The organism is Natronorubrum tibetense GA33 (assembly GCF_000383975.1).
GTDB lineage: Archaea > Halobacteriota > Halobacteria > Halobacteriales > Natrialbaceae > Natronorubrum > Natronorubrum tibetense.
In genome coordinates this window covers 3,208,681-3,226,735 of sequence record NZ_KB913017.1, presented here as the reverse complement: position 1 = coordinate 3,226,735, position 18,055 = coordinate 3,208,681, and the positions used below count along the sequence as shown (strand labels likewise).

The 18,055-nt window shown below is 63.5% G+C and carries 16 protein-coding genes and 1 tRNA gene; 10 read left to right on the top strand and 7 right to left on the bottom strand.

All coding sequences use genetic code 11. The annotated features are described in order from the left end of the window. The first annotated feature begins 215 nt into the window (after positions 1-215). Together NATTI_RS0116735 and NATTI_RS27420 are read left to right on the top strand one after the other, a co-directional pair. Positions 216-1,367, top strand: coding sequence for a PAS domain-containing sensor histidine kinase (locus tag NATTI_RS0116735; protein WP_006090733.1), 1,152 nt, complete (start codon positions 216-218; stop codon positions 1,365-1,367). A 125-nt stretch (positions 1,368-1,492) separates the two neighbouring features. Further along, positions 1,493-1,849 carry a nuclear transport factor 2 family protein gene (locus NATTI_RS27420; RefSeq protein WP_152423950.1) on the top strand — a complete coding sequence of 119 codons (357 nt, stop codon included), beginning with the start codon at positions 1,493-1,495 and terminating at the stop codon, positions 1,847-1,849. A 247-nt stretch (positions 1,850-2,096) separates the two neighbouring features. Here NATTI_RS27420 and NATTI_RS0116725 read toward each other — a convergent pair. After that, a tRNA-Ser gene (locus NATTI_RS0116725) sits at positions 2,097-2,181 on the bottom strand. A 117-nt stretch (positions 2,182-2,298) separates the two neighbouring features. On the opposite strand from NATTI_RS0116725, the gene NATTI_RS0116720 reads away from it, so the two are divergent. Further along, positions 2,299-3,249, top strand: coding sequence for an AAA family ATPase (locus NATTI_RS0116720; protein ID WP_006090732.1), 951 nt, complete (start codon positions 2,299-2,301; stop codon positions 3,247-3,249). A 48-nt stretch (positions 3,250-3,297) separates the two neighbouring features. Here NATTI_RS0116720 and NATTI_RS0116715 read toward each other — a convergent pair whose 3' ends face one another. Continuing rightward, positions 3,298-3,495, bottom strand: a complete 198-nt coding sequence (locus NATTI_RS0116715; RefSeq protein ID WP_006090731.1) for a DUF5800 family protein — start codon at positions 3,493-3,495, stop codon at positions 3,298-3,300. Positions 3,496-3,621: 126 nt separating this feature from the next. Here NATTI_RS0116715 and NATTI_RS0116710 point away from each other — a divergent pair, with 126 nt between their 5' ends. The 5 genes from NATTI_RS0116710 (at position 3,622) to NATTI_RS0116690 (ending at position 9,273) form a co-directional block, all read left to right on the top strand. Further along, complete coding sequence (locus NATTI_RS0116710; protein ID WP_006090730.1) at positions 3,622-4,482, top strand: polymer-forming cytoskeletal protein; 861 nt, start codon at positions 3,622-3,624, stop codon at positions 4,480-4,482. A gap of 266 nt (positions 4,483-4,748) precedes the next feature. Beyond that, positions 4,749-5,618 carry an electron transfer flavoprotein subunit beta/FixA family protein gene (locus NATTI_RS0116705; RefSeq protein ID WP_006090729.1) on the top strand — a complete coding sequence of 290 codons (870 nt, stop codon included), beginning with the start codon at positions 4,749-4,751 and terminating at the stop codon, positions 5,616-5,618. A gap of 1 nt (position 5,619) precedes the next feature. Then, on the top strand, positions 5,620-7,203 hold the full coding sequence (locus NATTI_RS0116700; protein ID WP_006090728.1) for an electron transfer flavoprotein subunit alpha/FixB family protein: 1,584 nt from the start codon (positions 5,620-5,622) through the stop codon (positions 7,201-7,203). Then, positions 7,203-8,894 carry an FAD-dependent monooxygenase gene (locus NATTI_RS0116695; RefSeq protein WP_006090727.1) on the top strand — a complete coding sequence of 564 codons (1,692 nt, stop codon included), beginning with the start codon at positions 7,203-7,205 and terminating at the stop codon, positions 8,892-8,894. Before NATTI_RS0116700 ends, NATTI_RS0116695 begins: the two co-directional genes overlap by 1 nt. Before the next feature lies 1 nt (position 8,895). Further along, positions 8,896-9,273, top strand: a complete 378-nt coding sequence (locus tag NATTI_RS0116690) for a hypothetical protein (RefSeq protein ID WP_006090726.1) — start codon at positions 8,896-8,898, stop codon at positions 9,271-9,273. Positions 9,274-9,298: 25 nt separating this feature from the next. On the opposite strand, the gene phoU is transcribed toward NATTI_RS0116690, so the two are convergent. Then, positions 9,299-9,970, bottom strand: a complete 672-nt coding sequence (phoU, locus tag NATTI_RS0116685; protein WP_006090725.1) for a phosphate signaling complex protein PhoU — start codon at positions 9,968-9,970, stop codon at positions 9,299-9,301. Positions 9,971-10,628: 658 nt separating this feature from the next. Between phoU and NATTI_RS0116675 the strand changes: the two genes are divergently transcribed. Beyond that, complete coding sequence (locus tag NATTI_RS0116675; RefSeq protein WP_006090724.1) at positions 10,629-11,363, top strand: HNH endonuclease; 735 nt, start codon at positions 10,629-10,631, stop codon at positions 11,361-11,363. Between the two features lie 202 nt (positions 11,364-11,565). Further along, positions 11,566-12,954, top strand: a complete 1,389-nt coding sequence (locus NATTI_RS0116670; RefSeq protein WP_006090723.1) for an FAD-binding oxidoreductase — start codon at positions 11,566-11,568, stop codon at positions 12,952-12,954. Between the two features lie 103 nt (positions 12,955-13,057). On the opposite strand, the gene pstB is transcribed toward NATTI_RS0116670, so the two are convergent. The 4 genes from pstB to pstC all read right to left on the bottom strand — a co-directional run bounded on the left by pstB (position 13,058) and on the right by pstC (position 18,017). Next, on the bottom strand, positions 13,058-13,921 hold the full coding sequence (gene pstB / locus NATTI_RS0116665; protein WP_006090722.1) for a phosphate ABC transporter ATP-binding protein PstB: 864 nt from the start codon (positions 13,919-13,921) through the stop codon (positions 13,058-13,060). A 396-nt stretch (positions 13,922-14,317) separates the two neighbouring features. Next, positions 14,318-15,979, bottom strand: coding sequence for a sensor histidine kinase (locus NATTI_RS0116655; protein WP_006090720.1), 1,662 nt, complete (start codon positions 15,977-15,979; stop codon positions 14,318-14,320). 182 nt (positions 15,980-16,161) lie between these two features. Next, entirely contained in the window at positions 16,162-17,097 is a 936-nt protein-coding gene (gene pstA, locus NATTI_RS0116650) for a phosphate ABC transporter permease PstA (protein WP_006090719.1), read from the bottom strand. Beyond that, complete coding sequence (gene pstC, locus NATTI_RS0116645; protein ID WP_006090718.1) at positions 17,094-18,017, bottom strand: phosphate ABC transporter permease subunit PstC; 924 nt, start codon at positions 18,015-18,017, stop codon at positions 17,094-17,096. Before pstC ends, pstA begins: the two co-directional genes overlap by 4 nt. Between the last annotated feature and the right edge of the window lie 38 nt (positions 18,018-18,055).

The following is an 18,055-nucleotide window of genomic DNA, read 5'->3' as shown; positions in this document are numbered from 1 at the left end:
TGTTAGTTACTGGCACTGTAGCTACCAGCCAGATATCGATAAACGGGGTGCTTGCGACTGACATGCACAACACCAGTGTCGACGATCATCCGGGTTGCACTCGAATACTGGTCGACGGCCGATAGTGGTGTCTGCAGCGAGCCGAGACGCCCGAAATCGCGTCTCATACAACCGCCGGGAACAACGTTTTCTCCGTGGACCGATTGGACCTGTCCATGTACTCTCGAGAGCCGGAGGCTCTCGTTCCTGCGGCGGTCGACACGCTCCCGATCAACTTCGCGATTCTCGACGACGAGGGAACGATCCTGCATACGAACCGCGCGTGGCAGGAGTTCGGGGACGCAAACGACATCGAACTCCCGGGGGACACGGTCGGGACGAACTATCTCGAGGTCACCGCGCGAGCGGAGACGGAGACCGCACAGGAGGTTGCTGCGGGCGTATCCGAAATTCTCGCGGGCGAGCGGGACCTGTTCGAATTCGAGTATCCGTGTCACTCCCCCGACGAGCACCGGTGGTTCCTCATGCGGGCGGCACCGTTCACCGACGGCGGACAGCGATACGTCGCCGTCGCACACTTCGATATCACCGAGCGCCACGAGTACCAGCGTCGACTGGAGGCGTCCAACGAACGCTTAGAGCAGTTCGCGTACGCCGTCTCACACGACCTCCAGGAGCCGTTGCGAATGGTCACGAGCTATCTCGGACTCCTCGAGCGCCGGTACGCCGACGAACTCGACGAGGACGCCGAGGAGTTCATCGAGTACGCCGTCGACGGTGCCGAGCGTATGGGTGCGATGATCGAGGGGCTCCTCGAGTACTCGCGAATCGATACGCAGGGTGACTCCTTCGATCCGGTCGACCTTGACGCCGTGCTGGACGACGTCCTGATGGATCTCGGCAGACGGACCGAAGACACCGACGCAGAGATCACCAGCGAGCCGTTGCCAACCGTCGCGGGCGACGCCAACCAACTCCGTCAGCTGTTCCAGAACCTACTGGACAACGCCATCGAGTATCGAGGCGAACAGCCACCTCGAGTGACGATCTCCGCTACGCGCGACGAAGACGAGTGGGTCATCTCGGTCAGCGACGAAGGGATCGGGATCGACTCCGAGGACGAAGATCGGGTTTTCGAGGTGTTCCAGCGGCTGCACAGCCAGGAGGAACACGCCGGAACGGGAATCGGGCTCGCGCTCTGTGAGCGGATCGTCGAACGCCACGGCGTCCGGGCGAACAGCGTGAGACCGGGCTCGACAGACGAGCGAAATGAGTCTGTCGGTGGTGAGATCTGGATCGATTCCGGCCCAAACGGCGGAACGACGTTCTCGTTCACGCTCCCCGCCGCGGACGGGCTTGCCGAGTGACACTCGGCTCGAGTCTCCTCTCTCACTCACCGCTTGACATCTCGGATATACCCTCCGTCGGTGGAGAGCACTCATGTTACAAACTACCAAACACGTCGTGGATCGGTTTCGGCGGGGGATGAACGATCACGACCTCGACGAACTGCTCTCGTCATTCCCCGAGGACTATCGGAGCGAAACGCCGATCCACCCCGAACGATCGTTCACCGGACGCACAGGTTCGGGCGAACTGGATACAGCTGTTCGAGACCACCCCCGATCTGGCGGTCGAGTTTTCGCGAACGACGATCGACGGCGATACTGCCTGGATCGCACTCCGAATGCACGGCGCACAGACCGACGAGAAATTAGACGTCCGCGGCGTCGCGATCAAGGGGATTTCGGGGAAACGAATTCAGTGGGGGCGAATTTACCTCGAGCCCGTTCAGCAATCCGTGGACGTGACGTGGGAAGACATCTACGCCGGTCAGGGGGACGGCTGATCGGGCGACGGTGGCTCGAACTCACGGGTGAGAAACTGCACCGCGTTGCTATCGGCCTCGAGGTCACTAGTGGTTCTCGAGCGTTTTGCTCACTGTGTCAGTGAAACTGTGGAGGGAGATTTGAACTACGCCCGAGAACCTGCGCTTCGCGCAGAACCTCGGTCTAGTTCAAACTCCCCGACGTCGTTTACAGCGACTGTATAACTCGCGCCGCTACGCGTCGCTCGTTGAATTGGTCGCTGTAAAACGCCGAGAGGGAGATTTGAACTCCCGAGTCCGTGAGGACAGTAGATTTCGAATCTACCGCCTTGGCCGGGCTAGGCTATCTCGGCTCATCTTTACTTACCCGGGAGACGTTTTTACCCGTTTCGATTTTTCTCCCCGAGTGTGACTGGCTCACGTCCCTCGAGAGCGAAAATCATTTGACACGAGCCTGTGATCCGTGAGCTATGAACGGAACTCAGGCGACCGCCGACTGCGAAGCCGTCCTCGAGGCCGTCGGCGACGCCGTCATCTGTGATCGCGCCTTTCTCGAGGAGCTCCTCCTCGGCGTCGTCGGCCGTGGCCACGTCCTCGTCGAGGACGTACCGGGAACGGGGAAGACGCTGACGGCCCGCACGGTCGCGAGCGCGCTGGGTCTCTCCTTTTCGCGCATCCAGTTTACACCCGATCTGCTCCCGTCGGACGTCACCGGCACGCACATTTTCAACGAACAGGATCGCGAGTTCGAGTTCTCGGCGGGACCGATCTTCGCCAACATCGTGCTGGCCGACGAGATCAACCGCGCGCCGCCGAAAACCCAGGCCGCGCTGCTCGAGGCCATGGAGGAGGGACAGGTTACGGTCGACGGCGAGACCCGCCCGCTCCCGGATCCGTTCTTCGTCATCGCGACGCAGAACCCCGTCGAGCAGGAGGGGACGTTTCCGCTGCCGGAGGCCCAGGTCGATCGCTTCCTCGTCAAGACGGCAATGGGGTATCCCGACGCGGACGGCGAGGTCGAGCTGCTCCGACGCCGGGCGAACCGCGAGACCGGCAGTCCGTCCGTCGACCCTGTCCTCGAGCCCGAGCAGGTCGCGCAGTTACGACGGGTCCCCGAAACGGTTCGGGTCGACGATGACCTGCTCGAGTATATCGCGACGCTGGCCCGAGAGACCCGGACCGACGGCCGCGTCGAGACCGGCGTCTCCCCGCGCGGAACCCAACGGCTGTTCGAGGCCGCCCGCGCGTACGCCGTCGTCACGGGCCGGGAGTACGTCACTCCCGACGACATCAAGCGCGTCGCGAAGCCGGTGCTAGCGCATCGACTGGTGCTGACGCCCGACGCGACGGTCAACGACGCGAACAAAGGGCGGATCGTCGAGCGCGTCCTCGAGTCGGTGCCGGTGCCGACAATCGACTAACGGGTCGCCCCCAAATCTGAACGCGACTACGCCCCGAAATCGACGGCTTCAGTCGAGAATATCGCCGACGCGTCGCGGTTCGCCCTGCAAATTCGGCTGCTCGGCGACGATCTTGAGCACTTCGTGGTCGGTCACGTCGTAGTAGGATTTCTCCGTGGCCTCTTCGATGAGTTCCTTCTCGAGGCGAAATTCGGTCCCTTCGTAGACGACGTCGACGCCCTCGTCGTCGAACGCGAGTGTAGTCATATGTGAGTGTACGCGGTGGGGCTCATAAAAACGAGGCGACTGGGCCGGACGAGCGTGAGACACGCGTCAGACGGACGGCAGACGACGCGCGAGATTTATTACCGGATAACTCCTTTGGCCTGAAACGTGGCATTTAGCAGGGATCCGCTCGACGAACTCGTCGTTCCCGACGGGACGGAAGCCAAGGAAGTCGACCTCGTGACCGACGGAGACGTTCTCGTCGGCGCGCGGTCGACGATCGACTTCGGCGTCCGCGGCCGAAACGTCCTCGCCGGCGAGAGCGTCGAGTTCGGCGGTGCCATCGAAGCTGAGGGCGACTGCCGACTCGACATGTGGTGTGACGTCGCCGAGAACGTCCTGGTCGGCCAGGACGCCTACATCGGCGAGCGAGTCCACGTCGCGGGCGAGATGAAAGTCGCCGGCGATCTGGATATCGGCGACGACGTCGAGATCGAAGAGGGGTTCGAAGCCAACGGCTGGATCGTCATTCGTAACCCGATGCCGACGATCGTCCTCCTCTTTGTCTACCTCAAACACCTCCTGCTCGTCGGCGAGGAGGACACCGCCCAGCGGCTCGTCTCCGAACTCGTCGACGAAGAGGGGGACGCCCAACCCGACGTCGAACCGCTCGTGATCCCCCGGAACGCGACCGTCAGCGACGACGCCTGGCGAGTCTCGACGCCCGCGACGATCGGCGACGACTGCCGGCTCCACGGCAACGTCCGCGCCGAGACGATCGATGTCGGCACCGATACGACGATTTTCGGTAGCCTCCGCGCTCGAGGCGACGTCACTGTCGGCGAGGGAACCCGGATCCACGGCGATCTGACGACTCGCGACGGTGATGTTACGATCGAGCCAAACGCTCGGATCCTCGGCGACGTTTCGTGTAACGACCTCGAACTCGGCCCCGAAGCCGAAATCGACGGGACGATCCGCGCCGATGGCGAGATCACGATGGGAACGACCGAACGCGACCCCGAGTGATCGCCGGTCGAGACGTCGATGATCGGCTGACTCTGTAGTGGTCGGTCGAACGGTGCGATCAATACGTCTGGCGAGGGATCCCTCTTTTTACAGATTTCCGTGGACTCGCTTCCCATCTCGAGCTGGCAAGTGTCCCCGTCCGAACGAGTGGCAAGCGGACCGTCAGCTTCTCGTGGCGATTTTTACCCCTATTCTTAATACCGATAATTACGATAGGGGTTGACAGGCATGGGAATGACAATCACACAACCGAAACGGAGGGTGCAATGCGATCGATCGTCCTGACGAAAGGGGTACCGGACTTTTCCGAAGGGGCCGTCTCGTTCGACGAGGACGGTCATCTCGAGCGCGGAAAGACGCCGACGGTGATGAACCCGAACGACGAGTTCGCCGCGCAGGCCGCATTACAGACGCGGGTACGCCACGGCGGGCACGTGACCGGGATGAGCATGGGCCCGCCGGGCTACGCCGACGTGCTAAAGGAAGCCATGGGGTCCGTCTACACCGACGACAGCTATCTGCTCTCCGACCGTGAGCTCGCCGCCTCAGACACGTGGGCGACGGCGATCACGCTCAGCGCCGGGCTCGAGACCTATCAGGAAGAGGTCGGCGACATCGATATCGTCTTCGCCGGCTTCAAATCGGCCGACGGGGAGACGGGCCAGACTGGCCCCCAGACCGCCTGGGCGATGGACTGGCCGATCGTCACGCACGTCCTCGCGCTCGATATCGATCCCGACGAGCGAGTGCTCCGAGCGAAACGGCTCGTCGAGGGCGATATCGACGAGATCGAGACCATCGAGGTGTCGCTCCCCTGTTTCGTCGTTACCGATCCCGAGTTCGAGCCGACCTACCGCAAGGCCTCACACCGGCTGACGCACAAACAACTCCGGGCGGAGACCGAGGCGCGTGCGGCCGACCACGAGGAGCACCTGACGACGTGGAATCACGAGGATCTGAACCTCGACTCCGACTACATCGGGCTCGACGGCTCCCCGACGATCGTCTCGTCGGTCGATCCGATCCCCAAAGCGCCCTCGGAGCGGGAGGCAACGATGATCGACCCCGACGACGAGGGCGAGATGGGCGAGGTGCTCGAGGAGATGCACCCGTTCGCGACAGGAGCTGGTGATTGAGATGACCGACGTAGACCCAACCGAACACACGCTCGACGAACTGACCGACGAACTCGAGACGATCGACGACGCGGACGAACTGCAGACGATCCTCGAGGCCGAACAAGCCGGACAGGATCGGGCGACTGCTCGCGAAGCGGTCCACAAGCGACTCGAGGATATCGGCGAACTCGACGGCGATGAGACGGAAGAGAGCGACGGCGTCGAGGAGGGAACCGAAACCGAAGGCGAGTACGAGGGGACCAAAGAGGACGTCGGCGAAGAAGCCGAGGGCGAGGAGATCGAGGAAGCAGTCGAAGACGACGAGGAATCCGAGCCGGACGAAGCTGACGACGAGGAGGACGACGGACTCTCCCACCCCACGCGGGACAAACGCCACGTCCGCGCGCTCGCGGACGGCGAGTACGCCGACATGTGGGTGTTCTGTGAGACCCAGGGCGGCGAGTTGCTCGACGTCTCACTCGAGATGCTCGGCAAGGCCCGCGGACTGATGGACCAGTTCGCCGACGACTATGGTGACGAGGAGCGCGTCGTCGCGTTCCTCATGGGCGACGACTGCGAGGGGCTCGCCGAGGAGTGCATCGCCTACGGCGCGGACGTCGCCGTCTATCACGACGACAATCGCCTCGAGCGATTCCTCCACAAACCCTACACCGAGATCACATCCCATATGGCCCGCGGCGAGGGAACCGTCGAGAGCACCGACTGGCGAGAGTACGACAAGCCACGGTACATTCTGTTCCCGGCGACCAACAACGGCCGCGACCTCTCGGCGAAAGTGCAGGCGGAACTCGACTCCGGACTCGCCTCGGACTGTTCGGACCTCTACATCGAGGAGAACGAAGTCTCCAATCCGGTCAAGACGGGCGAACCCGGTGTTAAGAAGACTTTCGAGAAGGTCTTACACATGAAGCGGCCGGACTTCTCGGGCTTCGAGTACTCGACGATCCTCTGTCTCGACAACCCCGGCCGGGAGTTCCACCCGCAGGGGGCGTCGATCATCCCCGGGAGCTTCGACCCGATAGAACGGGACCCAGACCGTGAGGGCCTGGTAATCGAACACGATATGGACCTCGAGGAGGACTGGTTCCGCGTCGAGATCACCGAACACGACCAACTCGAGGCCGGGATCGACCTCACCGGCCACGAGGTCGTCGTCTGTCTCGGTCGCGGCATTGCGGACGACCCAACCCAGGGGATGGAGCTCGGTCTCGATCTGGCCGACGCCTTCGAGGACGCTGAACTCGGCATTACGCGAGGGATCGTCACCTCCTCCTACCAGTTCGAAGGCCACGTGGAGGAGTACTCGAAAGAGGAGCGCCAGATCGGCGAGACCGGACAGGTCGTCGCGCCCAAGCTCTACATCGCTGCCGGGGTGTCGGGTGCCGTCCAGCACAAGGTCGGGATGGACGAGGCAGACACCATCGTCTCGATCAACACGGATACTGACGCCCGAATCCGAGACTTCTCGGACTACTTCGTCGAAGGCGACCTCTTCGAGGTGTTGCCGCGCCTGACGAGCGCGGTTGAATCGGGCAAGATCGAACTCGAGGCGATGGCGGACGGGAGCGGAGGTGACGACTGATGAGCACAGACAGCGACGAAACGAGCGAGTACGAACACTACGAGGCCGTCGTCGTCGGCTGTGGCCCCGGCGGGGCCGCGGCCGCCGCGCGACTGGCGGATCACGGCGTGGAGACGCTCGTCCTGGAGCGCGGCACGAAGGCCGGGTCCAAGAACGTCTCCGGCGGGCTTATCTACGCCGAGGAGTCGGCCGCCTACACGATCGACGACCTCTTCGACGGCTTCCGCGAGGCGGCTGCCGAACGCCCAGTCACGGACTACCACATTCACAACATCGCGGGGAACAAAGTCAAGAGCTACGAGCTAACGGATCTCCACGAGCACGACACCGACTGGTGTGACGCGGTGCTCCGCCGACAGATGGACTCGTGGCTCGAGGCCCGCGTCCACGAGAAAACAAGCGAGACGGGCGGCGGCGTGCTGACCGACGTCCGCGTAAACGGCCTGCTGCGAGAGAACGGAGAGATCGTCGGCGTCACCTGCGATGAACTCGATCCCATCAAAGCGGACCTGATCGTCGGCGCGGACGGCGTCAACTCCGAACTCGCCCGTGACGCCGGGCTGATGGACTGGGAGGAGCCCGACGAGTGGTTCCAGGGCGTCAAAGCCGTCGTCGAGATGGATCCGGACGTGGTCAACGACCGGTTCGGTATCGATTCCGACGAGGGCGTCGCCCACCTGTTCTCGGGCGACCTCTTCGAGGACGTCCGCGGCGGCGGCTTTCTCTACACCAACGAGGACTCGCTGTCGATCGGGACCGTCTTCCACCTCGACAGCCTCGTCGAAGAGCAAGCGGAGCCACACGAACTGCTCGACGCGTTGCTCACCCATCCGCTGTTGGCCCAGTGGATCCGCGACGACTACCACGAGCGCGAGTACTCCGCAAAACTCGTCCCCGACTCGAAGAAGGTCGCCCATCCCGAGCCCTACCAGGACCGACTGGTGCTCGTCGGCGACGCCGCCGGTCAGATGCAGGCCCAGGGCCCGATCATCAAGGGGATGAACCACGCCGTCACCGCCGGCGCGCTCGCGGCCGACGCCTTCGTCGTCACCCGCGGCAACGTCAAACCCGAGGCCACTGGTCGACGGTACGCACAGATGCTCGAGAAGTCCGGCACGATGGACAAGCTCCGACCCCGGCGCTACGAACTCAGCCGGGGCGTCGGCGAGCACGACCGGGTCGAGAGCGCGGTTGACCGGGTGCTCGAGTCCCGGGTCGGTTCGATCGCGGTCGGTAACCCGATCGCGAACGGCCTGCTGAAGCGGGCCTATAACTCGCCGTTCCTGGTGTCGATGCTGCCCGACACGAGCACGGGCTACGTCACGCTCCCGACGGTCATTGCGGAAGAGCACGGTCGGACCATCCACTGGGGCAGCGAGATCGAACCGCCGACGCTCGAGGAACGCATCGGGGACCTCACCTACGATACGGACGTCGGAAACCCGCACATCGAACTCAGAGACGAGTCCGCCGAGGCCAGCGGCGCGGCCGTCCACGCCTGTCCGGTCAGCGCCGAGGACTTCGGCGGCGGCTGTTACCGCTCGGAGACGGTAAAGACGAACGGCACCGAGGAGACGTTAGTCAGCCTCGACACCCAGCCCTGCATCGAGTGTGGGACCTGTGCGATCGTCGCGGACACCGAGTGGCAACACCCGCGGGGTGGCAAGGGCGTCGAGTACCGCGAGGGATAGGATGAGTCGATACGGTCCTCGAATCGCGGCCCTCGAGCGCCGCGCGGAGCGTGATCGAGCCGCCGTGGCAGACGAGGATGGGGCTGGAGCGACCGACTCGGAGGACGCTGCGACGTACCTCCGCGAGGGCGCGGGGCAGGCAATCTGGCTCTACGTCGAGGCCCGAACTGGCGGCCGCTTGGTCCCGTTTTCGCCGGCCGAACTCGAGGCCCTGGAGCGAGCAATGAACCAGTGGCTCGAGTGTTACACCCGCTGCTACGGGGTCGCGTTCGACGCCGATTTTACGGTCCGAGAAGCCGCGGGACTGCTCGTCCAGACGCGAAACGTCGACGACGTCGGCCAGTTGTTGACCGGAACGCCGCCGCGAGAGCGCTGCTGACGCGCGCCGGAACTCGGAGATGCAGTTAGTAGATCAGCTCGTCATCGTTTTCGACCATGTACAGCGTTCGCGCCGCGATGTTGACCGCGTGGTCGCCGACGCGCTCGAGATCACGGATCGTCAACAGCAGTCTGGAGACATCCTGCAGGAGGAGTTCGACCTCCGAGGGGGAGTCGAGTTCGCGCTCGATGAGGTCTCGAACGACGATCTCGCTCGCTCGCTCCGCGAAGTGGTCGAGATCGTCGTCTCGAGAGGCCAACTCCCGGCAGGCCTCGGTGTCTTCGACGTCGTAGGCGACCATCGCGTCCTCGATCATCTCGAGGGTAAGATCGCCCATCTCCTGGACGTCGACGTCGGGAAAGAGGTTTTCTTCGGCGTCTAAGGTGTACTCCCCGAGGTTGACCGCGAGGTCGGCAATTCGCTCGAGATCGGTGATGATCTTGAACGAGGCGGCGATGAACCGGAGATCGCTCGCGACCGGTTGCTGCAGGGCCAGCAGATCGATGCAGTCCTGCTCGAGATCGAGGTACATTCGGTTGATCTCGCCGTCTCCTTGAATCACTTCGTGAGCGAGCGAGTTGTCTTTCTGCTCCAGCGCGTCGAGTCCCATCCGAAGTCGTTCCATGACGACTTCACTCATGTAGAGGATATCCTCGCGGAGTTCCGCGAGCTGCTCCTGATACGATTTCCGAGCCATGATTCACGCACCTTTCCGGGCGAAGATATAGCTTGCGCTCACTGTGACGACGATCGCGATGTCCAGTAACCGGGCGGGAGTTCTGTGGGATGGACAGGAGGGAGACTGGACAGGGACGGACGACCGAAGAACCGTGACTATTGCCACCGTTGCTCGATTGGGAAATACTATGCGAGCGTCCGCTAGGTATCTGAAATAGAGCACATTTGGTAATCAAAGAGAGTATAATGCCGACGAATGGGCCGAATATACCGAAAGAGCAGCCGAAGTCGGATTCGACTTCGCCGAGAAGCTCGACGCCACGGTCCACGCGCTCGCCGTCGGCGACGTGAACATCTCCGACATTTCGTCGATCGGCGGGGAGCCGCCCCAGAGCAAACAGGACGTCACCGACGTCGCCGCCGAGTTGGCAGACGAGCTCGCGGCGACGATTTGAGAGCGCGGCCTCGAGGCGGAAGCCGTCGTCAAAACCGGCGTTCCCGCCGAAGAGATCGCGGCGTACGCGGCCGGACGGAAGTATCGACGCGGCCTGAGCGGCCGTCCCGATCGCTCCAGCGCTGTCGGTGGGGCCACGCTGAAGCGACGAACGTGTGAGGTCGAGCCGTCTCGAGTCCGCCGATGCGCCTTTGAGACCGCAACCCGTACCGTTTCGAAACCGATGGGGAATCGGAGCGAGCGGGAGACCGACGGCCGACCCGACGAGCGCGGCTACGGCGAGGGCTGGGAGGAACTTCGCCAAAAAACGCTGCGTCGGGACGGGTACGCCTGTACGCGCTGCGGGGCCGATGATCGGACGCTTCAGGCCCACCACGTCGTCCCGAGATCGGCCGGCGGACCGGACGACCTCGAGAATCTGCTTACGATCTGTCGTCCGTGCCACGGCGTGATCCACCAGTCCAACGGCGCATTCGACGACGTTCGCGACGACGCACCACTCTTTCCCGACCGCACCGCGCCCGCTCCCGTCGCCCGGATGCGGACCCCGGATGATCAGTGCTGCAGTCGGTGTGGCACCCAGCACGACGACCCGACGGAACTCGTCGCTTGGACCGACGTTCCGACGCCGGTGAACGGCCGGGAGACCGACCACCTGATGCTCTGTAAACCGTGTGCCGGACTGGTGCTCGAGCGCGATCTGGACTGTACTCGGGGCGCGATCGCCGCCAATCATCGGCTCTCGACGCACGAACTCGCGTCACGACGAGTAAACGCCCCGGTTCGTCCCAGCGTGTTCGCGTCGCAGCAGGTCGCGATTCGACGGGAGCCCCGGACCGTTCGCGAACGGCTGGTCGACGACACGCCGCTCCGATTCGTCGTCAACCACGCAGGGATCCGTTGGGCGATGCTCGCTGCGGTGGGGTACGTCGTCCTGATCCTCGTCGTGTCGCTGTAACGGCCTCGAACGGGCGCTCTCGCGGGACGCTCCCGGTTTGCAGCCGGTGACCGGGTCGCACCGGTCGCGCGGAATCCAGCGACTGCCGGATCGGCACTCACTACGTTCATCACGCTCTCGGTAGTCTGTGAGAGTGTGCTTGGTAATAACACGCTATTACTGGGCGATGTCCGTTCGTCGCGAACGGAACGGGGGAGCAATCATGGCAACAACAACAGCAGACGACGATGCGACGATCGAGGAGTTAACGGAGACGCTTCGAGGGGAGCTACTCCGGCCCGCCGATCCAGCGTTCGACGACGCGCGGACGATCTTCAACGCGATGATCGACAAGCACCCGCGGCTGATCGTCCGGTGTGCGAACGTGGCGGACGTGATCGCAGCGGTGACGTTCGGCCGCGAACGCGGACTCGAGACGGCGATCCGAAGCGGCGGCCACAGCGGTCCGGGGCTGTCGCTCGTCGACGACGGACTGGTCATCGACCTCTCCGAAATGACCGGCATTCGAGTCGATCCAGATGCGGAGACCGTCCGCGTCGAACCGGGCTGTACCTGGGGCGACATCGATCACGCAACTCACGCCTTCGGAAAGGCGACCGTCAGCGGGGTCATCTCGACGACCGGTGTCGGCGGGCTGACCCTCGGCGGCGGCCACGGCTACCTGAGTCGCAAGTACGGACTGGCGATCGACAATCTCGTGAGCGCGGACGTCGTGCTGGCCGACGGCCGGCTGGTTCACGCCAGCGAGGACGAGAATCCCGATCTGTTCTGGGCGCTGCGCGGCGGCGGCGGTAACTTCGGCGTCGTCACCGCGTTCGAGTTCCAGTTGCATCCGGTCGAGACGGTGATCGCCGGGCCGATGTTCTGGCCGATCGAAGAGCTCGAGACCACGATGCGCTGGTATCGCGAGTGGCTGCCTGAGGCCCCGGAGGACGTCTACGCCTTCTACCTCACCGCCGAGGTGCCGGGGGATCCCTTCCCGGAGGAGATCCACGGTGAGAAGGTTTGCGGGCTGCTGTGGTGTTACACGGGACCCGAAGAGCAGGCGGAGTCCGCGATCCAACCGGCCCGTGACGTTGCCGAACCGCTGTTCGAACACGTCGGACCGATGCCCTATCCGACGTTACAGAGCATGTTCGACGAGCTCTACGCGCCGGGCGACCAGTGGTATTGGAAGGGAGACTTCGTGGCTGAACTGACCGACGACGCCATCGCGGAACACCGGCGTTTCGGGGAGGTGCCGACACCCAAGTCGACGATGCACCTCTACCCGATCGACGGGGCCGTCAACCGCGTGGATGCGGACGAAACGGCGTGGAGTCACCGCGACGCCACCTGGTCGATGGTCATCGTCGGCGTCGACCCGGACCCCGCCGAACGCGATCGACTCACCGAGTGGGCCCGCGACTACTGGGAGGCGGTGCACCCCCACTCGGCCGGCGCGTCGTACATCAACTTCATGATGGACGAAGGCGAGGATCGGATCCGCGCTACCTACGGGGACAACTACGAACGGTTGCAGGAAGTCAAATCGAGGTACGATCCCGACAACTTCTTCCGAGTCAATCAGAACATCGAGCCGGCGACGTGATCGCCGCCGGAGGAGACCACGCTATCGCTCTCGAGGCGGACACGAAACTGACCGTAAGAAGCGGTGGACCAGCGGATTCCCAGCCCGAACCCGATCCCGTTGACTACCCGAACTTGCCGGTAATGTAGTCTTCGACCCGATCGCTCTCGGGGTTCTCGAAGATCTTGTTCGTGTCGTCGAACTCGACGAGGTGGCCACCAGTGAGGAACACGGCCGTTTTGTCGGAGATACGGGCCGCCTGCTGCATGTTGTGGGTGACGATGACGACCGTGTACTCCTCGGCGAGCTCTTCGACAAGGTCCTCGATCTTCGACGTTGCGACGGGGTCCAGCGCCGACGCCGGCTCGTCCATCAAGATGACTTCGGGGTCGGGTGCGATCGCTCGAGCGATGCAGAGTCGCTGTTGCTGGCCGCCGGAGAGGTCGAGTCCCGAGGAGTCGAGTTGGTCCTCGACCTCCTCGAGCAGTGCCGCACGCTCGAGTGCCGTCCGAACCTGTTCTTCGGTGTCGCCGTCGTCTTTCCCCTGGACTCGCAGCCCGTAGGCGACGTTGTCGAAGATGCTCTTCGGGAACGGGTTCGGCTTCTGGAAGACCATGCCGATCTTCCGCCGGAGGGCGACGGGGTCGACGTCGTCGTCGTAGACGTTCTTGCCGTGGAAGTAGAGGTCGCCCTCGACGCGGGCGACGTCGATGAGGTCGTTCATCCGGTTGATCGAGCGCAGGAAGGTCGACTTCCCACAGCCCGACGGACCGATGAGTGCCGTCACCTTGTGCTCGGGAATGTCCATATCGATCCCGTGAAGCGCCTGATCGTCGCCGTAGAAGACGTCGAGATCCCGGGACTCGATGACGGCATCGTCGACGCGCGGGGTGCCGAGCGGCGCGTTGTCGGCCATCGATGCGTCCGACCGAGCGCCGTCGGATTCTGTCGTCGATACGGTTCTGGGTCCGCCGCCATTCGCGGTCATATGAGGTGGTTGATTCTTGGGACTCACGCAGTTACTTGTTCCGGAATGTACTTCGCTACGGACGGTGCCACGCTGGTACTCGCTCGAGCCACGACGGGCCTACAGACCGGCTCGGCGGATCGATAAACCGGTTCGATCGGCCGCCGAACTGGTCCGGTGGATCGGGGGGATCGGGTTCGGTCGGTCGAGAGCTCAACTCGCCCGACTCGAGTCGCCGGTGTCATCACTCGATACGATCAGCCGGTCGAATAAATAGCGTGCTATGACCCCTCTGTTCGGCTGTTGTGGCCCATATACCACTACTGATTGCTATATAGTACACTGTAGTCTCGGGACGAACGCCGTCAGCCCTGGCCACGGAGAGCCCGAGCGTCGGGACGGGAGCGACGGGGTGTGTCACGTCTGCTCTTCGCCGCCGTCGTCCGCCGTCGACTCCGGTGCCCGAGCGAACTCGAGGACGACAGTCGCACCGTCGGCTATCGTCGTCGAGTTCGACTCCTTCGACGGGATCAGTAGCCGACCGTCGTACTGGCTCACGATCCAGTCGACCAGCCACAACCCGATGCCGCCGGTGTGGCTGACCTGCGAGATTTTTCGGTTACCGGTGATAACGGCGGCCTCGTCCTCCGGAATACCGGGCCCGTCGTCGGCGACCAGAATCCGGACGATGTCGTCGTCCGTCTCGACGGTGACATCGACGGTCGGCGAGGGTCCGGCGTGATCGGCGATATTCGCGAGCAGTTCGTCGATTGCGACGGCGACCTCGGGTCCGCAGACGGCGACGGCTCGATCCGGAATCGTCACGGTCAGGTTCGGCTTCGCGTCGTCCGCTCCCGACAGTCCGAACTGAACGATGCGCTCGTGAACGACGGCCGCGAGATCGATCCGGGGCGACTCCTCGCCGACCGGATCGAGCAACTTCTCGGTCATCCGCGCCCGGTCGGCTAACGTGAGCAGTTCCCCCGTCACCAGCCGGATCTCTCGGGCCGACTCCCGCTCGGGACCGTCCAGTCGGTCCTCGAGGTCGCTGGCCCGACCGGCGACCACGTTGAGCGAGTTTCGGAGGTTGTGACGCAGAATTCGGTTGAGGACGAGCAACATCTGCTCACGGCGGGCCAGTGCGGTTCCGAGTCGCTCGAGGGCGTCGTCGATACGCCGCCACTCGGTAGCCCCCTCGAACGACGGGCCGGCGTCGTACTGCCGTCGTTCCAGGGCCCTGACGCGGTCGGCGAACTGACTGATCCGGCGGATCTTCGAGCGATACACCCAGCCGCCGAAGACGACGATCGAGCCGAGCAGGGCGACGCCCGAGACGGCCTGAAAGACGGCGAGGCGGTTGATTCGAGCGTCGACCGCCGCTCGGTCACGGTGGGCCGTGACCGTCCAGTCGACGGTCTCGAGGTCGGCGCTGTGGGAAACGGTCTCGTCAAATCGATCGGCCGTCGAATACAGCGTTTCGGTCTCCGTCGCCACCGAAACGGCCTCTCGCTCGTCGTCACCGCTCAGCCCGCCGAACAAACCCGTTTCCTCGAGTTGGGAACCGCCGTTGACCGAGCCGACGACCTCCCCGTCGATGACGAGCGGCGCACTGATTATGACGACCGTGTTGCCAGTTTGTGCTCGAAACGGATCGCTAACGTGTTGCTCGCCGGCGAGTGCGCGCTGGACGTAGGTGCGATCGCTGAAGTCCGATCCGACCACCGTCTCGGATTCAAACTCGGGCGATGTCGTCTCGAACGACCGGACCGTTCCCTCCTCGTCGACCACTGACGCCCCGTCGAACGCGGTCGACGCGACGAACCGCTCGAGCGCCTCGTCCTGACGATCCGTGCCGTGAGCTGCGAGATCGGGATTGATCCCACCGACGGCGACGGTTCGCCGCTGTTCCTCGAGGCGGTCATCGAGGATCGACGCCGAGAGCGCCGCTCGATCGGCAACCGACGTGTTCGACTGCTCTTCGACGTCGGTTCGGTGGGCGTCGAATGTAACGACGAGTACGGCTCCTGCGACGAGAACGACGACAAGAAAGACGATACCGAACCGATACACGAGCCTCATGCGAGCATGTCTCGATACACCGTACAGATAACGAGCGCATTATTCTTGTGGCCGTACTCTTAATTCACTGTCATTTGTTCAGGTACAAATGCGATCGACCGAACCGAAACCGACCGAACCGAAACCGAGCGAAAAAACCGACGGATCGTCTGCCCGATGTGGATCGGCCGGCGTGATGGTGCTTATTTTCGTCGATCGTACTTGTTCCGGATGTAGATCGCAGCCGCGTTCATCAGTAACAGGACCGTCAGGAGAACGATGATCCCGGCGGCCGCGATATGCTGGAAGTCACCTTCGGGCTCTTTCGCCCAGGTGAAGATCTGCATCGGCATCGCAGCGAACGAGCCGGTCGGATCGGTCAGGTTCGGGGGAGCAAACATCGAGGTGGCCGCGCCGACCATGATGATCGGCGCCGTTTCGCCGATCGCTCGAGAGAGCGAGAGGATGATCCCCGTCATGACACCCGGGATGGCCTCGGGGAGGACGACGTTGCGGATCGTCTGCCATTTCGTCGCCCCCGAGCCGTACGATGCCCGTCGCATCGAGTCCGGCACGGCACGCAACGCCTCCTGGGTCTGGACGATGACGATCGGCAGGATCAACAACGTCAGCGTCAGTGCCCCCGCGAGGAGGCTCGAGCCCGCACCGATCGCTCTGACGAACAGCGCCAGTCCGAGCAGTCCGTAGACGATCGACGGGACGCCGGCCAGATTCGAGATGTTCGCCTCGATGAACCGTGTCAGGAGGTTGTCGCCGGCGTACTCCTCGAGGTAGATCGCAGCGCCGACGCCGAGTACCAGCGTGAAGACGGCGGTCATCGCGATGAGGTAGATCGAACCGACGAGAGCCGGGTAGATGCCGCCGGGCCCGGTCGGCAGGTCGCCGTAGTTCGAGGGATCGTAGTGTTCGGCCAGGTAGGACGGCGGATGCGTCAGGAACTCCCAAGTGAGCCAGCCCCAGGCCTCGTTGACGACGTCGAAGACCAGCGCGATCAGCGCGACGATGCCGACCATCGTCGCCAGCAGGCAAGCGCCGAGGAAGATCCGTCCGTAGAACCGCATTCGACGGATCGAGGAGTCGTCCACCTCGAACGCGTCGGTTTCGGTCGGCGCGCTCATTGGTACTCCTCCCGGTAGCGCGAGCGGATCCACATGCTACCGACGTTCATCAGGAAGGTCATCACGAAGAGCGTCAGCCCGATTGCGAACAGGCTCATGTAGCCGATCGATCCGACGGAGGCGTCGCCGGTTCCGATCTCTACCATGTACGCCGTCATCGTCTGCATCTCGGCGAACGGGCTCGTCGTGATCTGGGGGAGCATTCCGACGGCGAGCGTGACCGCCATCGTCTCGCCGATCGCTCGAGAAATAGCGAGAATGTACGCGGCGAGAATTCCCGACAGCGACGCCGGGAGGACTACCTGCGTCGAGACCTCGAACTTCGTCGCACCGAGACCGTAGGCGGCGTTCCGAAGCGAATCGGGGACCGAACTCATCGCGTCTTCGGAGATCGACGAGACCATCGGGATAATCATGATCCCGACGACGATCGCCCCGGAGAGCACGTTGAACGTCCCCACGTCCGCGTAGAAGTACTGGATGATCGGCGTAATAAACGAGAGCGCAAAGAAGCCGTAGACGATCGTCGGGATCCCGGCCAGTATCTCGAGGGTGGGCTTGACGGTGCGGCGAACTCGCTCGTCGGCGTACTCCGAGAGGTAGATCGCCGTCAGCGTACCGACCGGGAGCGCGATGAGCGCCGAGCCGATCGTCACCACGAGTGTCCCCCAGACGAGCGGGAGAACCCCGTAACTCGGGTCGGTGGCGTCCCGCGGGTTCCAGGTAGTCCCCGTGAGGTACTCGACGACCGACACCTCCGCAAAGAAGTCGATCGCCCCGTCCAGAAGGACGATGATGATCGCCAGCGTCGTCAGCACGGTCACGAGCGCACACGAGAAGAAGATCCACTTCGCGGCCCGGTCAATGAGCGACCCGACGTTGTTGTCCTCACGGCTGAGATCGATCGGCTCCGTGCTCATCGTCTCCCCCAGATTCCTCGTCGATCAGTGTGTGGCTC